11 protein-coding genes are annotated in these 16,818 nt (G+C 74.3%); 4 read left to right on the forward strand and 7 right to left on the reverse strand.

The genetic code is table 11. From position 1 onward, the window contains the following. On the forward strand, positions 1–472 hold a 472-nt coding region (locus tag AOK03_RS22255), incomplete at its 5' end, for a TetR/AcrR family transcriptional regulator (RefSeq protein WP_055567083.1). A gap of 42 nt (positions 473–514) precedes the next feature. Here AOK03_RS22255 and AOK03_RS43170 read toward each other — a convergent pair. Beyond that, complete coding sequence (locus tag AOK03_RS43170) at positions 515–679, reverse strand: hypothetical protein (protein WP_167355635.1); 165 nt, start codon at positions 677–679, stop codon at positions 515–517. Positions 680–861: 182 nt separating this feature from the next. On the opposite strand from AOK03_RS43170, the gene AOK03_RS22260 reads away from it, so the two are divergent. Both AOK03_RS22260 and AOK03_RS22265 read left to right on the forward strand, forming a co-directional pair. Then, positions 862–2,028 (forward strand): sensor histidine kinase, encoded by a 1,167-nt coding sequence (locus AOK03_RS22260; RefSeq protein ID WP_055567084.1) that lies wholly within the window; start codon positions 862–864, stop codon positions 2,026–2,028. Beyond that, the gene (locus AOK03_RS22265; RefSeq protein WP_055567085.1) at positions 2,016–2,660 is read left to right on the forward strand and encodes a response regulator transcription factor; all 645 of its coding nucleotides are present in this window, start codon (positions 2,016–2,018) and stop codon (positions 2,658–2,660) included. The genes AOK03_RS22260 and AOK03_RS22265 overlap by 13 nt, the downstream gene beginning before the upstream one ends. 499 nt (positions 2,661–3,159) lie before the next feature. Here the strand turns inward: AOK03_RS22265 and galE are convergent, their stop codons facing one another. From galE to AOK03_RS22285, 4 genes are all read right to left on the reverse strand, one after another. Then, positions 3,160–4,146: a UDP-glucose 4-epimerase GalE gene (gene galE, locus AOK03_RS22270; RefSeq protein WP_055567086.1), complete on the reverse strand. Its 987-nt coding sequence runs from the start codon at positions 4,144–4,146 to the stop codon at positions 3,160–3,162. 73 nt (positions 4,147–4,219) lie between these two features. Next, entirely contained in the window at positions 4,220–5,872 is a 1,653-nt protein-coding gene (locus AOK03_RS22275) for a glycosyltransferase family A protein (RefSeq protein WP_055567087.1), read from the reverse strand. A 69-nt stretch (positions 5,873–5,941) separates the two neighbouring features. After that, positions 5,942–7,489 carry a hypothetical protein gene (locus AOK03_RS22280; protein WP_055567088.1) on the reverse strand — a complete coding sequence of 516 codons (1,548 nt, stop codon included), beginning with the start codon at positions 7,487–7,489 and terminating at the stop codon, positions 5,942–5,944. Then, a complete protein-coding gene (locus AOK03_RS22285) occupies positions 7,486–11,034 on the reverse strand; it encodes a bifunctional glycosyltransferase/CDP-glycerol:glycerophosphate glycerophosphotransferase (protein ID WP_055567089.1) in 3,549 nt (1,182 codons plus the stop codon). Before AOK03_RS22285 ends, AOK03_RS22280 begins: the two co-directional genes overlap by 4 nt. A 148-nt stretch (positions 11,035–11,182) precedes the next feature. Here AOK03_RS22285 and AOK03_RS22290 point away from each other — a divergent pair, with 148 nt between their 5' ends. Beyond that, positions 11,183–13,294, forward strand: a complete 2,112-nt coding sequence (locus AOK03_RS22290) for a bifunctional glycosyltransferase/CDP-glycerol:glycerophosphate glycerophosphotransferase (protein ID WP_055567092.1) — start codon at positions 11,183–11,185, stop codon at positions 13,292–13,294. Here the strand turns inward: AOK03_RS22290 and AOK03_RS22295 are convergent. Further along, the gene (locus tag AOK03_RS22295; RefSeq protein WP_055567090.1) at positions 13,270–16,098 is read right to left on the reverse strand and encodes a stealth conserved region 3 domain-containing protein; all 2,829 of its coding nucleotides are present in this window, start codon (positions 16,096–16,098) and stop codon (positions 13,270–13,272) included. The genes AOK03_RS22290 and AOK03_RS22295 overlap by 25 nt on opposite strands. Further along, a partial coding sequence (locus AOK03_RS22300; RefSeq protein WP_055567091.1) for a hypothetical protein occupies positions 16,095–16,818 on the reverse strand: 724 nt, incomplete at its 5' end. The genes AOK03_RS22300 and AOK03_RS22295, both read right to left, overlap by 4 nt.

Consider the following 16,818-nt stretch of genomic DNA (forward strand, 5'->3'; position numbering starts at 1 on the left):
CATCGCGCGCCGCGCCGGGGTCGGCAAGACGGCCGTCTACCGCCGCTGGCGCTCCAAGCTGCACCTCGTGCTCGACCTGGTGTCGGCGATAGCGGTCCAGGGGCTTCCGGCGCCGGACACCGGCTCGCTGGAGGGGGACCTGCGGCTGCTGTACGAGGTCACCTCGCGCGCCCTCAGGCACCCCGTCGCCTCGCAGGTCATCCCCGACCTGCAGGCCGAGGCCGCGCGCAATCCGGAGATCGCGGAGGCGCTGCAGAAGGCGCTGCGCGAAGGGCAGCACGGCGTCGCGAGCGGCATCGTGCGGGCGGCGGTGGAGCGGGGCGAGCTACGGGCCGAGGTGGACGAGGAGCTGGCCCTCGACCTGGTGTCGGGGCCGCTCTACTGGCGTGCCGTGGTGGTGCGGGCCGAGCTGCCCAAGGGCTATCTGGGGAAGCTCGCGGCGGCGACGGCGGCGGGGCTGCGGGCGCTCTGAGCCTCTTGCGTGCCGCGGATTCCCGCGGGCCGCTGGGGAGGGCTACGCCTCCCGGCGGCGTGTCAGGAACAGGGCCACGCCCGCCCCGAGGGCCGTGACGCCCGTGCCGACGCTGATCAGCGCCTGCTGCGCACCGTCGAAGGCGAAGCTGGTCGAGACGTTGACGACGAGGGCGGCGGCGAGCACGAGCCAGAGCAGGGCCTTCATGGGGTGATGCCTTCCGGGCGGGGCGGCCGACGCCTCGTGCGGCGGCCTGAGGTCAATCGTCCCAGGCCGTGGGACGCCGCGGCGATGGAGCGCTCTCCCGAACCGATGGTGTAGCGCGCTACACCATCGCCCAGGGGGCCGCTCCCTGCCGGGCCCTTCTGCCACGGCCTAGCCTGACCTGCATGAAGGAGACATTGCGGCGGGCGGGGGCCGCCATGGCCCAGCTGGTCAGGGGAGCCGGGCTCGCACTCGTCTCGTATCTGTTCCTGGCGCTCATCCTGTTCACCGCGTTCGTCACCGTCCTGGTGGTCGGCGCGGCGGTGCTGCCCGAATCGGTGCAACTGCTGCGCAGGACCGCCGGGTTCAAGCGGCGCCTCGTCGGCCGCTGGACGGGCCGGCCGATCCCCGAGGCCTACCTCCCCCTCACCGGTGGCGTCCGCGCACGCGTGAGCGCCGCCCTCACCGACCCCGGCACCTGGCGCGACCTGCGCTGGCTCGGCGTCCACTTCGTCTACGGCCTGGTCCTGCTGTACGTCGCGCTGCCCCTGGCCGTCCTCGGACTGCTCGTCGACGGCGTGTGGTGCGGGATCGTCGGCCGCCGGGCCGTGCTCCTTCCGCTCGTCGTCCGGCTCGCCGACCTCGACGCGCACTGGTCGCGCCTGCTGCTGCTCCCCTCGCCGGAGGCGCAGCGCAGCGCCGACCTCGCCGAGCGCGTCGAGGAGCTCACCGTCACCCGCGCCGGCGCCGTCGCCGCGCACGGCGCCGAACTGCGGCGCATCGAGCGGGATCTGCACGACGGGACGCAGGCCCGCCTGGTCTCCCTGTCGATGCGGGTGGGGCTCGCGCGCCGCGCGTACGACAAGGACCCGGAGGCCGCGAAGAAGCTGCTCGCCGACGCGCAGGACCAGGCCGAGGAGGCGCTCACCGAACTGCGCCACGTCGTCCGCGGCATCCATCCGCCGATCCTCACCGACCGCGGGCTCGTGGGCGCGGTGCGGGCCCTGGCCGCCGGGAGCGGGCTCGACGTGGCGGTGCACGACGACGGCGTCGAGGCGGGGACGCGGGCCCCGGCCGCCGTGGAGGCCGCCGCGTACTTCGTCGTCGCCGAGGCGCTCACCAACGCGGCCAAGCACAGCGGGTCGGAGCGGGCCTCCGTGGAACTGTGGCGCAGGGGCGCGATGTTGCGGGTCGTGGTCCGTGACGAGGGTCGGGGCGGGGTGGACGAGTCGGGCGGCAGCGGGCTGCTCGGCATGCGGCGCCGGGTCGCCGCGCTCGACGGGACCGTGGAAGTGTCGAGCCCCGTCGGGGGGCCGACCGTGATCGAAGTGGAGCTGCCGTGCGCGTGGTGATCGCCGAGGACAACGCCTTGCTGCGGGAAGGAGTGGTGCTGCTGCTCACCTCCGCGGGGCACGAGGTGGTCGCCGTCGCCGCCGACGGCCCCGAGGTGCTGCCCGCGCTCCTCGAACACCGGCCCGATGTGGCGGTGTTGGACGTGCGGATGCCGCCGGGGTTCCGGGACGAGGGCCTGCGGGCGGCGCTCGCGGCGCGGGCTGAGATCCCCGGCCTGCCGGTGCTCGTCCTCTCCCAGTACGTCGAGGAGACGTACGCGGCCGAGCTGCTGGGCGGGGGCGCGAGCGGCGTCGGCTATCTGCTCAAGGACCGGATCGGGCGGGTCGACGAGTTCCTGGACGCGCTGGAGCGGGTGGCGGGCGGCGGGACGGCGCTGGACCCGGAGGTCGTGACGGAGCTCCTGACCCGGCGCCGCGACGACCCGCTGGACTCGCTGACACCGCGCGAGCGCGAGGTGCTGCAGCTGATGGCGGAGGGCCGGGACAACGCGACGATCGCGTCGCAACTCGTGGTCTCCGACCGGGCGGTGAGCAAACACATCGGCAACGTCTTCGCGAAGCTGGGCCTCCCGCCGAGCGACAGCGGCCACCGGAGGGTGCTGGCGGTGCTGGCCTACTTGAACCGGGGCTAGGGCTCCACAGGGCTAGGACTCCGCGGGGCCGGGACTTCGCGGGGCCGGGGCCCGGTCAGTGGGCACTCCGCCCCGGATACCGCCCCCGCAACGCCCGCCGCGCAGATGGCAGCGTGCCCGCGGCCGTCGCGGCGATCAGCGCCGCCTGGGCCGGGGGGGGAGTGGGCCGTCGACAGGGTGAAGGCCAGGAGGGGGAGTGCGGCGACGGCCGTGCCGACCGTCAGGCCCGTCAAAGCCGTGGCTGTCGCCTCCAGGCCGAGCATGCGGCGGAGTTGCCGGCGGTCCGCTCCGGCGAGGCGGAGCAGGGACGGTTCGGGGCGGCGGCCGATCGTGATCCCGCCCCGCGGCTCCTGCTCCGGAACCCCGTCGCCTGAACATCCGTACGCCCTCCCAGTGGTCGCTGCTGCCACTGAGAACGCTGGAAACGCCGGGTCGGCGGGGCGAGAGAGCACGCACCCGACCGGAGGGTGGAGCCTGCTGCCCCCCCTTGGGGGAGCGGTCAGTCGCGCGCCGCCTCCGGGTGCAGCCGGACCCAGCCCGCCCACGCCGACGCGACCATGTCCCGCACGTCGCGCTTCGCGGACCAGCCGAGCTCCGTGGCGATGCGGTCCGCGGCCGCCACCACGCGGGCCGGGTCGCCGGGGCGGCGGGCCGTGACCTCGGCGGGGATGGTGTGGCCGGTGACCTCGTTGATGAGGTCCGTCATCTCGCGGACCGAAACGCCCTCGCCGCGGCCGATGTTGAGGGTGAGGTCCGTGCCGGGCGCGGCGGAGGCGAGCCTGCGGGCCGCCGCGACGTGGGCCTCGGCGATGTCGACGACGTGGATGTAGTCGCGTACGCAGGTGCCGTCGGGGGTCGGATAGTCCGCGCCGAAGATCCGCGGGGCCTCGCCCGCGGTGAGCTTCTCGAAGACCATCGGGACGAGATTGAAGACTCCGGTGTCGACGAGGTCGGCGGAGGCCGTGCCCGCCACGTTGAAGTAGCGCAGGGAGGCCGTCGTCAGGCCGTGCGCGCGGCCCACGGCGCGGACCAGCCACTCACCGGCCAGCTTCGTCTCGCCGTACGGGCTCATCGGCACGCACGGCGTCTCCTCGGTGACGAGGTCGACGTCGGGCATGCCGTACACGGAGGCGGACGAGGAGAAGACGAAGTGGGCCACGTCGTCCGAGGCGGCCACGGCGTCGAGCAGGACCCGCAGGCCCTCCACGTTCTCGTGGTAGTAGTGCAGCGGCCGCTGCACGGACTCGCCGACCTGCTTCTTCCCCGCCAGGTGCACGATGCCGGTGACCGCGTGCTCCCGGAAGGTGCGGGTGAGCCGGTCGCCGTCGAGGACCGAGCCGACCACCAGCGGCACCCCGTCGGGGACGCGCGCGGCGATGCCGGTGGACAGGTCGTCGTAGACCACGGCCCGCTCGCCCGCCTCCGTCATGGCGCGGACGACGTGCGCCCCGATGTATCCGGCGCCGCCGGTGATCAGCCAGGTCATGGTCGTCTTGTCCTGTCTTGTCGCGAGTGTGATGCGTGAGGTGCAGTGTCGCAGAGCCCCTGTCCGGTCCGTGTCAGCGGCCCGTGGCACCCCGCACGGAGCGCAGCAGCCTGGTCAGGCGCCGCTTCGCGACCCCGGCGACGCCCCGCACGCCGGGGGCGAGCCGCACCGAGAGGTTCCCCGCCTGGGTGGCGTACGGCTGGACGAGCAGCACGCCGCGCCGCCCGCTCGGCACCACCGTGCGGCGCAGCAGCCCCGGTCCGGCGACGGCGCGCGCGGTCGTGTCGCGCGCCGTGCCGTCCTCGAAGAGGAGCCGCAGCCGGATGTCCCACACGGCGTTGTCCAGCGATCCGAGGTCGAGCAGGACCGTGGCGGCCCAGGTCTCGCCGGGCCGCTCGGGACCGAACGCCGCCGTCCTGCGCAGCCCGGTCCGCCCGCTCTGCCGGTCCACCAGCTCGACGTCGACCGTGGCGGGGCCCGCGGCCGCCACCCGGCCGTACAGCTCGTGCAGCCGCAGCGTGAGCCGCGAACCGCCGGCGGCCGGGCGCAGCTCGCCGTCGACCGCGATGGGCAGCAGCCGCACGGGCCGCACGAGCAGGTGCTCCAGGGTGACCCGGGGGAGGTCCGGCGCCCAGACCGGCGTGGCGTCGGCCGCCGTCGGATACGGCGGCACGAGCCGGGCCGGGCGCGCCGCGACCTGCTTCAGGCGGGTCAGGTCGCGCGGCTCGTCGGAGGCGAGGATCACCCGGGCGATGACCCGGCCGGGCGCGGGCGCCGCGTCGAGGTCGGCGGTGTCGAACGTCGCCAGGTAGGCGCGCGTGAGGGTCCACCACTCGCGCTGGTACTCCGTGCCGCGCGCGGCGAGTTCACGGGTGTACATGCGCAGGCTGTGGTCGACGAACTTGGCGCGGGCCGCCCGCGCGAGCCGCTTGCCGCCGGTGCCGAGCGCGTCCCGCAGGATGTCGACGGACTGGCGGTGCGCCTCCGTGCGGGCCTGCCAGTTGGTGATCCCGGCGCGGTCCAGGGAGATCGACAGCTTGGCGGCGGTGCGGCGCACGTGCCAGACGTAGACCGTGTCGGGGACGAGGGCGATGCGCGGCGCGGCGGCCAGCATGCGCGCGGTGAAGACGAAGTCCTCGTAGACGAAGCGGCCTTCGGGGAAGCGGATGCCGTGCTCGCGCAGGAAGGCCGTGCGGTAGAGCTTGTTGACGCAGAGCGTGTCGTGGACGAGGCGGGGGCGGAGCTCGGGGCGGGCGACGAGCTGCGCCTTCCGGTAGATCTCCGGCTGCCAGGGGATCTCGCGGCCCGAGGGCAGCTCGCGGCGCACACAGAGCCCGGCGGCGACCTGCGCGCCGTGCCTGCGGGCGGCGCCGAGCAGTGCGTCGGCCGCGCCGGGCGGCAGCACGTCGTCGCTGTCGAGGAACATCACGTACGGTGCGGCGGCGGCGTCGATCCCGTCGTTGCGGGGCGTGCCGCAGCCGCCGCTGTTGGCCGCGCGGCGGACGACGCGCACGCGCGGGTCGTGTGCCGCGAGCGCGGCCAGGACCTCCGCGCTGTCGTCCGTCGAGCAGTCGTCGACGGCGATCACCTCGTGGACGGCGGGGCCCTGCGCCAGCGCGGAGCGCACGGCGTCCGCGACGTGGGCGGCGTCGTTGTATCCGATCACGACGACGGAGACCTGATCGGTGTGGTTCTGGTCGGACGGTTGAGGCGGGGTGCGTTCCACAAGGGAAATTTTAGATGCTGACGGTAATTATCCGACTAAGGGGGCTTTCGCGTCTCCCGGCTCGGGAACTCAGGCCCGGTGCCGACCGCCGCCCACCCGCGCGAGCACCTCGCCCGTCCGCGGGCTCCAGCCCACCACGACGGCCTCGGGCGGTACGCGCTGGTCGGAGGAGAGCAGTAGCCACCGCACCTCGTAGCGGCGGACGATCGCCGCGCGCTCGGCGCGCGTGGACTCGGGGGAGAGATAGGAGCGCACGGCCGCCAGGCGCCGGTTGCGCACGTCCTCGTCGAGCGAGGCGTCCGGCCAGGCGGGGGCGACGAGGTTGGCGCCGTAGCCGGGCACGGAGCGGGTGGGGTGGTAGCCGTTGGTCAGGACGACGTCGCCGCGGTGCATGTGGCCCACCGCCCATCCGTAGCCCGGCCAGCGCGGCGGCTGGTCGAAGCCGATGGGGTCCAGGGCGCGCGGCACGACGGCGCCCGCCTGGATCTGGAAGAACCCGACGCACGCCCCGAGGGCCGCGGCCCCGGCGAGCGCGCCGCGCCGCCACCCCCAGGCGCGGGGCGCCGCGAGCTCGACGGCCAGCGCGAACTGGAGGGGCACCAGCGTCAGGCCGAGGATGCGGCCGTAGGTGTAGTGGCCGCTGATCCCGCCGTACGCGACGACCGCGCAGTCCAGGGCGAACATCAGGACCAAGGGATCCCGGCGGTCCCTGCGGAAGCGCAGCCACAGGGCGGGCAGACCGAGCAGGGCCAGCCAGAAGCGCTGGGGCATCTCGGTGTAGAGCTGGCGGTGGATCCAGTCGACCGACTCGTCCCCGACCAGGGAGAAGACGCTGTAGTACGGCCAGAGCGAGGCAACGACCGCCGCGGTCAGCGCGGTCACCGCCCAGGGCCACGCCCGGCGCCACGCCCCGTGCCGCACCGCGCAGCCCGACGCGGCGAACGCGACGACCCCGATCACCGCCCCGACCGACGAGATGGGGTGGACGAGCAGGATCGCTCCGCACAGGGCGCCGAGTCCCGCGTACGGCCACGGATCGCGCCGCACACCACGGGCCAGCGTGCCCGCCCACGCCCAGGCCCAGAACGTCAGGCCGATCGCGAACGTCGACGGGTAGCCGAGGTTCCCCGTCATCGACATCAGGCCCAGATAGCCGCTCCACCACGCCATCCGGGTGCCCCACAGCAGCACCATCGCGAAGAGCGCGAGGACCGGCGCCCACGGGCGGGGCGTCAGGACGCGGACGAAGCGCCCGATGCCGGTGAGCAGGACGAGCAGGTTCAGCGGCCCCGCGAGCTTCACGACCTGCCAGCCCGCGAGACCCGTGGCCTTCGCGAACATGCCCTGCGCGACGGCGTACGGCGAGTAGTACGCGCTGCCGTCGCCCGGCAGGTCCGCCATCGGGTGCCCGGGGTGGAGCAGGTTCTCCTTCAGCCGCTCGATCACGGCCGCGTGCTGCCCGAAGTCGCAGCACATCGGGACCCGCCAGAACGCGAGCGACATCACCAGCCAGAACAGCCCGCCGAAGACGAGGTACGGCGAAGGGCGACGGCGCCGGCCGCCGCCCAGAGCCGTCGCGCCGTGTGCCGCCCGGCGCGTGAGCAGCGCGCCGCTCACCGCATCAGCCTCTCCGCCACGCGGGCCGCGGCCCGTCCGTCGTCCAGGTCGCAGTAGGCCTCGCGGAACGCCGCGTACGCCTCCGCGTGCCGGGACGTGATCGCGTCCAGGTCGCGCAGCGCCTCGACGACCTCGCCGGTGGAGGCGAGCAGCGGGCCGGGGGCGCGCGTCTCGAAGTCGAGGTAGAAGCCGCGCACGGTGTCGCGGTAGTGCTCCAGGTCGTACGCGTGGAACAGCATCGGGCGGCCGGTGTGCGCGAAGTCGAACATCAGCGAGGAGTAGTCCGTCACCAGGACGTCGGCGAGCAGCAGGAGTTCGGCCGCCCGCGGATGCGCCGACACGTCGCGCACGAACGGGGCGCGGGCGCCCGGCAGCCGCCCGGACGTCAGCGGGTGCTTGCGCACGAGCAGGACGTGGTCGTCGCCGAGCACGGACTCGGCGGCGCGGAAGTCGAGCGCCGGCTCGTAGCGGAACCGTCCCGGGGAGTACGCGAGATGGTCCCGGTAGGTCGGCGCGTACAGCACGACGCGCTTGTCCCGCGCGATGCCGAGCTCGTCGCGGACCCGCTCGGCGACCTTGTCGCGGTCCTCGGTGAAGAGCACGTCGTTGCGCGGCGAACCGGCCTCCAGGACCTCGCCGTCGTAGGCGAGGGCGCGCCCCAGGTGCGGGGTGGAGAAGCGGTTCGGCGAGATGAGGACGTCCCACTGGCGGGACAGCTTCGGCAGGGCGTCGAGGTGGCCGTGGTCGGCGTAGAGGGTGTCGGTCAGGTCCGTGCCGATGCGCTTGAGCGGGGCGCCGTGCCAGGTCTGGACGACGGTCTGGCCCTCGCGGCGCTCGAAGAAGTCGGGGAGGTGGCCCGCCGTGACGATGCGGCGGCAGCGGGCCAGCGCGTCGTACCAGTCGGCGCTGTGCTCCTCGACGCCCTTCGCACCGGCCGGGACCTCGGTCTGCTGGTCGTGGGTGACCCACAGGTGCTCGACGTCGGTGCCGCGCCGCACCAACTCCTCGTGGACGGCGCGCGGCGACTCCCCGTCGAAGTACAGGACGGCTTCGGTCAGCGGCAGTTGGCGGCGGCTCGGATAGTGGACCGTGCGCAGCCGGTGCCGTCGGTACGCGCCGCGCTCGGACCGGGAGAGCACGGACCCGGCCTCGATGAGCAGCCGGTCGCCGAACCGCCGGTCGACGGTGAACTCCCGCCCCTGGACGGTGTGGTGCAGGGGCAGCGTGGCGGACGCGGCGGCGAGCAGCCGCACGGGCACCCCGTCCTCGGCCCGCCCGGACACCGCCTCCGGTCCGGGACCGCCGGGGTCGCCAGGTCTGCCGGGACTTCCGGAGCCGCCCGCACCGGCGGCGTCCCGCAGGAACGCGTACCACCGTCCCTCCCGCAGCGCCCCGCCGCCCGGCGCGACCACCGCGCGGAAGCGGTCCCCGTCCCGCTCCGTGGGCACGGTCAGCTCCTCGTCGCGGCCGCTGTGCCGCAGCACCAGCTCGGGCTCGTGCCAGCTGGCCGCGGTCACCGAGCCCGCCACGGTCAACGTGCCGTCCGCGCCCCACGTCACGCGGTCGGCGACCGGCTGCCGGGTCAGCTCGACGACAAGACGCCCCTGGTCGTTGGCGGTGGCGCACAGCTCGCGGCCCGCGCGCGACGCGTACCGCCCCGGGGGCAGGTCGAGGGTGGCGGCCAGGGACTTCAGCGTGCCGCCGGGCAGTACGAGGTTGGCCTGCCAGCGGTCGCCGTGCGGCGGCTCGACCTCCTTGGGCGCGCGGTGCGGGGTGGGCGCCACGCCCTCCAGGTCGGCGAGCCGGACGCGTACCTCGAAGCGGTCGCCGGTGATCCGGGCGGGATAGTCGAAGTCGGTTCTGGTGGCGGCGTGGGTGAGGCGCAGGGCGGTGGGCCGCAGGCGTCCCGGCAGGGCGCCGGACAGCACCACGTCGTCCCCGTCGCGCCGGTGGGCGTCCACGCGCGCCGCGTACTCCTGGATCCGCAGCACGAGGCGGCCCTTGCTGAAGCCGAGGACGAGCCGGAGCCCGTCGCCGAGCTCGCGCACCACGGACTGCGCGGACGCTCCCTCCACGGCCCGCACCGCCGTCCTGCGGACCGTGCCGTGGCCCGCGACGACCATGCCGAACAGCCAGTTGCCGGGCCGCCAGCGGCCGCCGGTCTTCAGCTGCTCGGGGTCGACCGTCATCTCGAAGCCGGACAGGTCGTAGCAGTGCAGCCGCTGCCGGGACTTCTCGGTGGCCTGCGGCGCGGCGACCGTCCGCGTCGGCACGCGGCGGAACTTGCCCTTGCTGTGGACCGACTTGAGCAGCCCGGCCTTCACGGAGTGCCCGGGGCGGGTCGCCTCCAGGTTGCGCACGTACGCGTATCCGCTGATCCGCAGCTTTCCGTCGGCGTCCCACCGCGCCTCGCTCACCCGGGCCACCGCGGGCAGTTCGCCCCGGCCGATGCGCGCGACCTTCTCGGGGACGGCGCCCACCCCGGGGTAGGCGGCGCGGCGGCGCACCTTTCCGCGCACGTGGAACGCCGAGCCGTTGGCCCGTTCGAAGGCGAGGAGTTCGATCAGCTCCGCGGTGCGTGCCTCGCGGACGAGCTGCCACTTGACGCGCAGGTCGACGGGGAGCTCCGCGAGCACGGCCGGGTCGGCGCGGCGCAGGAACGCGGCCGTGTCCGTGAGGAACGCCGTGCGGTACTCGGGGCCGCCCATCGGGAGCCCCTCCAGGAAGTACACGAAGTCGTCGCGCAGGCAGGACGCGTCGTACGTCTTCTTCATGTCCGGCGCGTGCTCGGCGAGGAAGCCGCTGACGTGGGCGCAGGCCGCGATCCGGTCGCGCACGCCCTTGACGTCGGTGCGCCGCCGGGTGATCGAGCCCTCGCGGACCCGCCAGTAGTAGACGTGGTCGCTGAGCACGTCCACGGATCCGGCGAGGAAGTGCGCCGGGATCATCACGGGGGTGTCCTCGTAGAGCTTGCCCTCGGGGAAGGTGAAGCGGTGCCGGTCCCAGAAGGCGCGGCGGAACACCTTGTTCCAGGCCACGCGGTCGGAGAGCAGGTCGAGGTCGCGCCCGATGTGGGTGCGGGTGCGCGGCTCGGTGAGCCACTTGTACTGCCAGGCCTGGGAGCGGCCGCGTTCGTTGAGCCGCCAGACGTTGCCGCTCGCGAAGTCGGATCCGGTGGCGTCCAGGCTCGCGATCATCCGTCCGTACGCGTCGTGGGGCACGACGTCGTCGCTGTCGACGAAGGTCAGGAACTCCGCGGTGGGGGACGCCTTGCGCACGCCGGTGTTGCGGGCGGCGCTCAGTCCGGCGTTGCGCTGGCGGACGTAGACGAAGCGCGGGTCCTTGGCGGCGAACTCGCGGGCGATGCGGGGGCTGGCGTCCGTCGAGCCGTCGTCGACGAGGATGCACTCCAGGCCGCCGCGCGCCTCGGGGCCGCCCTGCAGGCCCGGGCCGTCCATGGTCTGCCCGGCGATCGACTCCAGGCACTCCTCCAGAAACTCCTCGACGTTGTAGATGGGTACGACGACGCTGAGACGGGGCTGCACGCGAACCGGCCTTTCGTGGGGATAACGGCATATTCATCCCCTTTGCCCGTTCTCCGCTCCCGACGGTCAATTACCTTGCCCCCGACCACCCCAACGAGTGACGTTCGGTCTTCGACAGGCGGTGTCCGGCTGGCTACGGTCGGTGTCCATGACGCGCTTCTCGGTTGTCGTCCCCGTCCACCGCGTCCAGGGTTACCTGCGCGCATGCCTGGACTCGGTGCTCACCCAGTCCTTCGGCGACCTCGAACTGATCGTCGTCGACGACGCGTCACCCGACGCCTGCGCCGCGATCGCCGCGGAGTATGCGGAGCGCGACCCGCGCGCGCAACTCGTCCGACTCCCCGCCCAGGCCGGTCCGGGGCCCGCCCGCAACATCGGCGCCGACCGCGCCACCGGCGACCACCTCCTCTTCCTCGACGGCGACGACCTGCTCCTGCCCGGCGCCCTGGAGGCCGTCGACGCCGCCCTCACCGCGGCCGGCGACCCGGACGTCCTGCTCTGCGCGCACGACCGCGTCGACTGGTGGGAGAACGTCCGCCCCGGCGGCGACGACCTCACCGGCGACCCCCTCGCCGCCGCCCCCGCCGCCTGGAACCGCCTCTTCCGGCGCGGCTTCTGGCGGGAGCAGCGGCTCGCGTTCTCCGCGGGCGCGTACGAGGACGTGGTGCCCGTCCGCACCGCGACCCTGCGCGCGGGCGAGCGGACCGCCGTCCTCGACCGGCCCTGCGTGCGCTGGCGCGAGCGGCGCGCGGGCAGCTTCTCCAAGACGCCGGGCAGGGCGCACTTCGCCGTCGTCGGACGGTACGAGCAGCTGCTCGCCGCCGCCGGGCCCGAGGAGCGCGCCCGGCTCCTGCCGCACGCCGCCGCACACCTGCTCGCCGTCCTCGACGACCCCGGACGCATCAGGGAGGGCGACCGGCGCGACTTCTTCCGCGAGGCCGCCCGGCTCCACCAGCAGTACGCGCCGGGGGGCACCACACCCGCCACCCCCGAGGGAAAGGCCCTGGCCACCGCCTCGTTCGCCGCCTACGAAGGACTGCGCAAGGCGGAGGCGCGGCGGCTGCGCCTCACCCGGCAGCTGAAGCGGCAGAAGAAGAAGCTGCGGGCCCGCGCCATGCGCGCCGCCTACCGCGCCGACCTGCGCCGCCCCCTCGACCCGCACCTCGCCGTCTACGGCGCCTACTGGAACCGCGGCGTCTCCTGCAATCCGGCCGCCATCCACGCCAAGGCCCGCGAACTCGCCCCGCACATCAAGGGCGTGTGGGTCGTCTCCAGCCGCAACAAGCACCGGGTGCCGCCGGGCGTCGACCACGTCATCGAGGGCTCCCGGCGCTACTGGCAGGCGATGGCCACGGCCACCTACCTCGTCAACAATTCCAGCTTCCCCGGCGGCTTCACCAAGCGCCCCGGCCAGGTCTATCTGCAGACCCACCACGGCACCCCGCTCAAGACGATGGGCCTGGACCAGCGCCGCTACCCCGCAGGCACGCACGGCATCAGCTTCCAGAAGGTCCTCGACCACACCGACCAGTGGGACTTCAGCCTCTCCGCCAACCCGCACTCCACCGAGATCTGGGAGCGGGTCTACCCCTCTGTGGCCTACCAGGCCCTGGAGGCGGGCTATCCGCGCAACGACGTGTACTTCACCGCGGGCGAGGAGGAAGTGGCGCGCGTCCGGGCCCAGTTGGGCGTGGCCGACGGGCGGACCGTGCTGCTGTACGCACCCACCCACCGCGACTACCAGAAGGGCTTCCTGCCCCGCCTGGACCTGCGGCGCTTCGCCGACGAGCTCGGCCCCTCGTACGTCGTCCTCGTGCGCGCCCACTACTTCTACGGCGGCGACGCGGGCCTGGAGAGCCACCCGCAGCTCGTCGACGTCACCGGGCACGCGCGCGTGGAGGAGCTCTGCCTGGCGGCCGACGCCCTCGTCACGGACTACTCGTCACTGATGTTCGACTACGCCTGCCTCGACCGCCCGATCGTGACGTACGCCCCCGACTGGCAGGCCTACCGCCTCGCCCGCGGCACCTACTTCGACCTGCTCTCCGGGCGCCCCGGCGAGACCCCGGGCGCCGTGGCCACCACCGAGGACGAGCTCGCCGGACTGTTCAAGGACGGCGGCTGGGACACGCCGGAGACCACGGCGCTCAGGTCGGCGTTCCGGCAGCGCTTCTGCCCCTACGACGACGGCGGGGCCGCCGAACGCGTCGTCCGGCGGCTCTTCCTGTCCGGCGGTCAGGCGCCGTCCCGCACCTCGTAGGGCGAGCGCACCGGGAAGTACGCGGTCAGGAACGACCGGATGGCGAGCGCCATCTCCTCGTCCGCGACACCGCCGTCGGGCGACTCCCCGATGCAGAACGCGGTCCTGTCCCGGTTCTGCAGCAGCCGCCCCAGCCGTGCGTGGTCGGCGCGGTCGCCGATGTCCACGAAGTCGTACGAGATACCGGCGGGCACCGCACGCCCGGTCAGGTACGCGTAGTGCTGGTGCAGCGAGGAGACCAGCGCGAGATCGCCGCGGGAGCGGACGCGGCTGCGGGCCGTGGCCGCCGTCCGCTCGGGGAAGCGCTCGGTGATCTCCTGCAGGATGCTGCGGCGCAGCGCGTACGGCACGTGGAAGAAGGAGTGCGTCGTCGTCCTGCCGAACGCGCCCCGCAGCAGCTCGCGGTTGTTCTTCGCGGCCGCCAGATAGCCCTCGTCGTCGGGGGCGACCGGCAGCGCGGGCACGGACGCGGACGACCAGAAGAAGCGGGCGAGGCCGTTGCTGAGGAAGAAGGTGTCCGGGGTGGTGGGGCGGCCCAGGAACATGTCGTCGTTGAAGTAGAGGAAGTGCTCCGACAGGCCTTCGATGCGGTGCAGCTGGGACTCGATGGCGTGCGAGTTGAAGGTCGGCAGGCACTCCTCGGGGTCGGCGAACAGATCGCGGTGGTCGACGACCGTCACGCCCGGGTGGTCCCGGTCGAGCCAGGACGGGGTCTGGCCCGCCGTGACGAGGTACACGTGCCGGATCCACGGCGCGTACATCGCGAGGGAGCGCAGGCTGAAGCGGAGCTCGTCGCGGTTGCGGAACCGCACGGCGCCGCCGTCCGCCGACGTGTCGCCGCGGCCGAGCGTCTCGTCGCGGCGGGCGCGCCACTCGGGGTCCGAGTCGTCGACCCAGGTGTAGACGGCGTCGATGGGGAAGTCGACGTCCTTGACGAGGAGTTCGGTGAACACGTCGAGGGTCGGATACGCGCGCCCGGCGACGTCCAGGGTCGCCGTGGCGGTCAGCGAGGGCAGCTCGGCGCCCGCGAGCGTCGCCCCGAACGGCGCCCGGAAGCCGCCCCCGGGCGTCCGCGGCCAGAACCCCACCGTGCAGGCGAGGCCCGCGCCGTGCCGCAGGGACAGCGTGGTCGTGGTGACCGGCTTGAAGACCTTCAGGCCCGACAGCTCGCCGATGCCGTCGAGGCGTTCCGCGAGGACCGTGCCGGGCGCCGCGTCGCGCGGGTTGACGAGCTCGGCGTAGACCGGCTGCCCGCGCAGCGCCCCGGCGAGCGCCTTCAGCGCGCGGCCGCGGTCGTCGTCGGCCACGGCCACGGTGTGGGAGGTGCCGTGCGAGGTGCGCACGACGACGTAAGGGACGTCCTGCGACTCCAGGGCGTCCGCGACGAGTTGCAGGTTCCACTCGGTCATCCGCGGGGCGAGGACGTCGTCGCGCCGCTCGGCGAGGCGGCCCACCGAGCGGATGACGCGGCCCGACCGGTCCGCCGCGAGGATCTCGTCCTCGCGGGCGTGCTCGTCGGCGGCGGCCGCCGCGTCGAAGGTGTGCGGGGCGGTCGGCCGGAAGCCGCTGCCGCCGGACGCGACGCCGAGCGCCACCCGGTCCGCGCGCCCGCGCAGCCGCTCGGGCCGGTCCCGCCCCGCGACGAGCCGCGTGTACAGCTCCTCCCAGCGGGCGGTCACGTCCGCCGAGGAGAAACGGGCGTGGACCCCTTCGCGCGCGGCCGCCGCATAGCCGCGCCGCGTCGCGTCGTCGCCCATCAGCTCGCCCATCGCGAAAGCGAGTTCGTCGACCTCGCCGGGCGGTACGAGCAGCCCGTCGACGCGGTGCCGGACGATCTCGGCGGGCCCGGTCAGCACGTCGTACGCGACGACCGGCACCCCGGCGGCGAGTGCTTCGAGGAGCACCAGCGGGAACGCCTCGTTGTGCCCGGCGGTCATGAGGCTGAGCCCGGCCTTGGCCCACTCGGCGGCCATGTCCTGGCAGGGGCCGAGGAGCTCCACCCGGTCGTGCAGCCCGAACCCGTCGACGAGCCTGCGCAACTGCCGTTCGCGGTGGCCGCTGCCGAAGATCCGCAGCGTCCACTCCGGGTGCGCCTCCGCGACCTGCGCGAAGGCCCTGATGGCGTGGTCCACGCGCTTCTCGCCGGTCAGCCTGGCCGCCATCACGATGACCTTGCTCTCGCCGTCCGCGCGCGGCCGGAAGCCGTCGGGCACGGCGTTCGGGATGACGGCGAGCTCGGGGGCGGTGGCGCCGAGGGACTCCGCGATCCAGTCCCGGGTGCGGCCGGTGAGCGCGACGAGCGCGTCCAGGCGCGGCGCGTGCAGCAGCAGCGGTTCGCCGGACGGGCCGCGCCGCTGGGTGGGGCGGTGCTCCTGGTGGACGGTGACGACCCGCGCGGGCGCCAGCGCCACGGCGGCGGCGAGGAGCGCGGGCGTCGTGGTGACCAGCACGTCGGTGTCGAGGGAGCCGAGCGCGGCGGTCATCTCGACGTCCGAGAGCCGGTCGAAGGCGTCCTCCCAGGCGGGCCTGATCAGCTCGCTGGGCAGCGCGGCCAGCGTCCGGCAGGCCGCGTCGTCCAGCTCCGAGTCCCGCACCGGGCGTTCGGGCGTGACGGTGCGGTCCACGAGGTGGCGCACGGGCAGCCCGCGCGCCTCGGCGAAGAACGGCTCCGCGCGGGTCCGGAAGACGGAGACGACCTCGACCTCGATGCCGGGACGCTCGGCGAGGTGCCGCGCCTGGGTGTACGTGGCGAGCTCGGTGCCGCCCATCTCGTCGCCCCAGCCGAGCAGGTACGTGATCTTCATGAGCTCTCCTCCGCGGAGTCCCGGGCGGCTTCGGTGATGTCCCAGCACGTCACCGCGAACGCGCCGGAGCTGGTGAAGTGGGCGTGCGCCCGGACGAGCGCGCCGCCCGGCAGTGCGTGGACGCGGAAGGGGGTGGGGTAGGCGGCGGAGGGGTCCCGCACATCGGTCAGCCACCGTCCGACGGCGAGCGGGCCGACCCGGAAGTCCCACACCCACTGCCCGGCCCCCGCCCCGGCCATCGCGCCGAGCGGCACCCGCAGCGTGAACGCCTCGCCCTGCCAGTCCACTTCGGCGGGCACGACCACCCCGTCCCGCCGCCGCACGGCCTCGGCCCCGCCGCGCAGGCCCCCCGCGACGAGCCTGCCGTGCACCGTGATGCCGTCCCCCGACGGCACGAACCGCACCAGTTCCGCGCGCGGCCGCGACCGCGTCGCCTGGAGCACGGCCCGCCCGCTGCGGGCCCGGACGACCCGGACGAGGGTGCCGGTCAGCGGGTCGGGGGCGTGCGGTGCGGTCGGGGTCGCGGGCGGGGTGCCGCCGTCGGCGGGCGCGAGACCGTACCGCCGTACGCGGCCGTCGGCGCCCCGCGTCTCGACGGTCAGCCGCCACACGCCGTCCCGCATCCCGCGCAGGGTCGCCGTGGCGGTCAGCAGCGGGGCGGCGCCGGTGTGCGGTTCGTGCACGAGGGGGACGGCGAACCTGCGGTGGCCGCGGGTGATG

Origin of the sequence: Streptomyces atriruber, from assembly GCF_001418325.1 — a bacterium.
Taxonomy (GTDB): domain Bacteria; phylum Actinomycetota; class Actinomycetes; order Streptomycetales; family Streptomycetaceae; genus Streptomyces; species Streptomyces atriruber.

What these genes read in the sequence shown, in the direction of transcription:
- AOK03_RS22290 (WP_055567092.1), top strand. Translation starts at nt 11,183, where the DNA reads ATGACGCGCTTCTCGGTTGTCGTCCCCGTCCACCGCGTCCAGGGTTAC.
- galE (WP_055567086.1), bottom strand. Translation starts at nt 4,146, where the DNA reads ATGACCTGGCTGATCACCGGCGGCGCCGGATACATCGGGGCGCACGTC.
- AOK03_RS22295 (WP_055567090.1), bottom strand. Translation starts at nt 16,098, where the DNA reads ATGAAGATCACGTACCTGCTCGGCTGGGGCGACGAGATGGGCGGCACC.
- AOK03_RS22260 (WP_055567084.1), top strand. Translation starts at nt 862, where the DNA reads ATGAAGGAGACATTGCGGCGGGCGGGGGCCGCCATGGCCCAGCTGGTC.
- AOK03_RS43170 (WP_167355635.1), bottom strand. Translation starts at nt 679, where the DNA reads ATGAAGGCCCTGCTCTGGCTCGTGCTCGCCGCCGCCCTCGTCGTCAAC.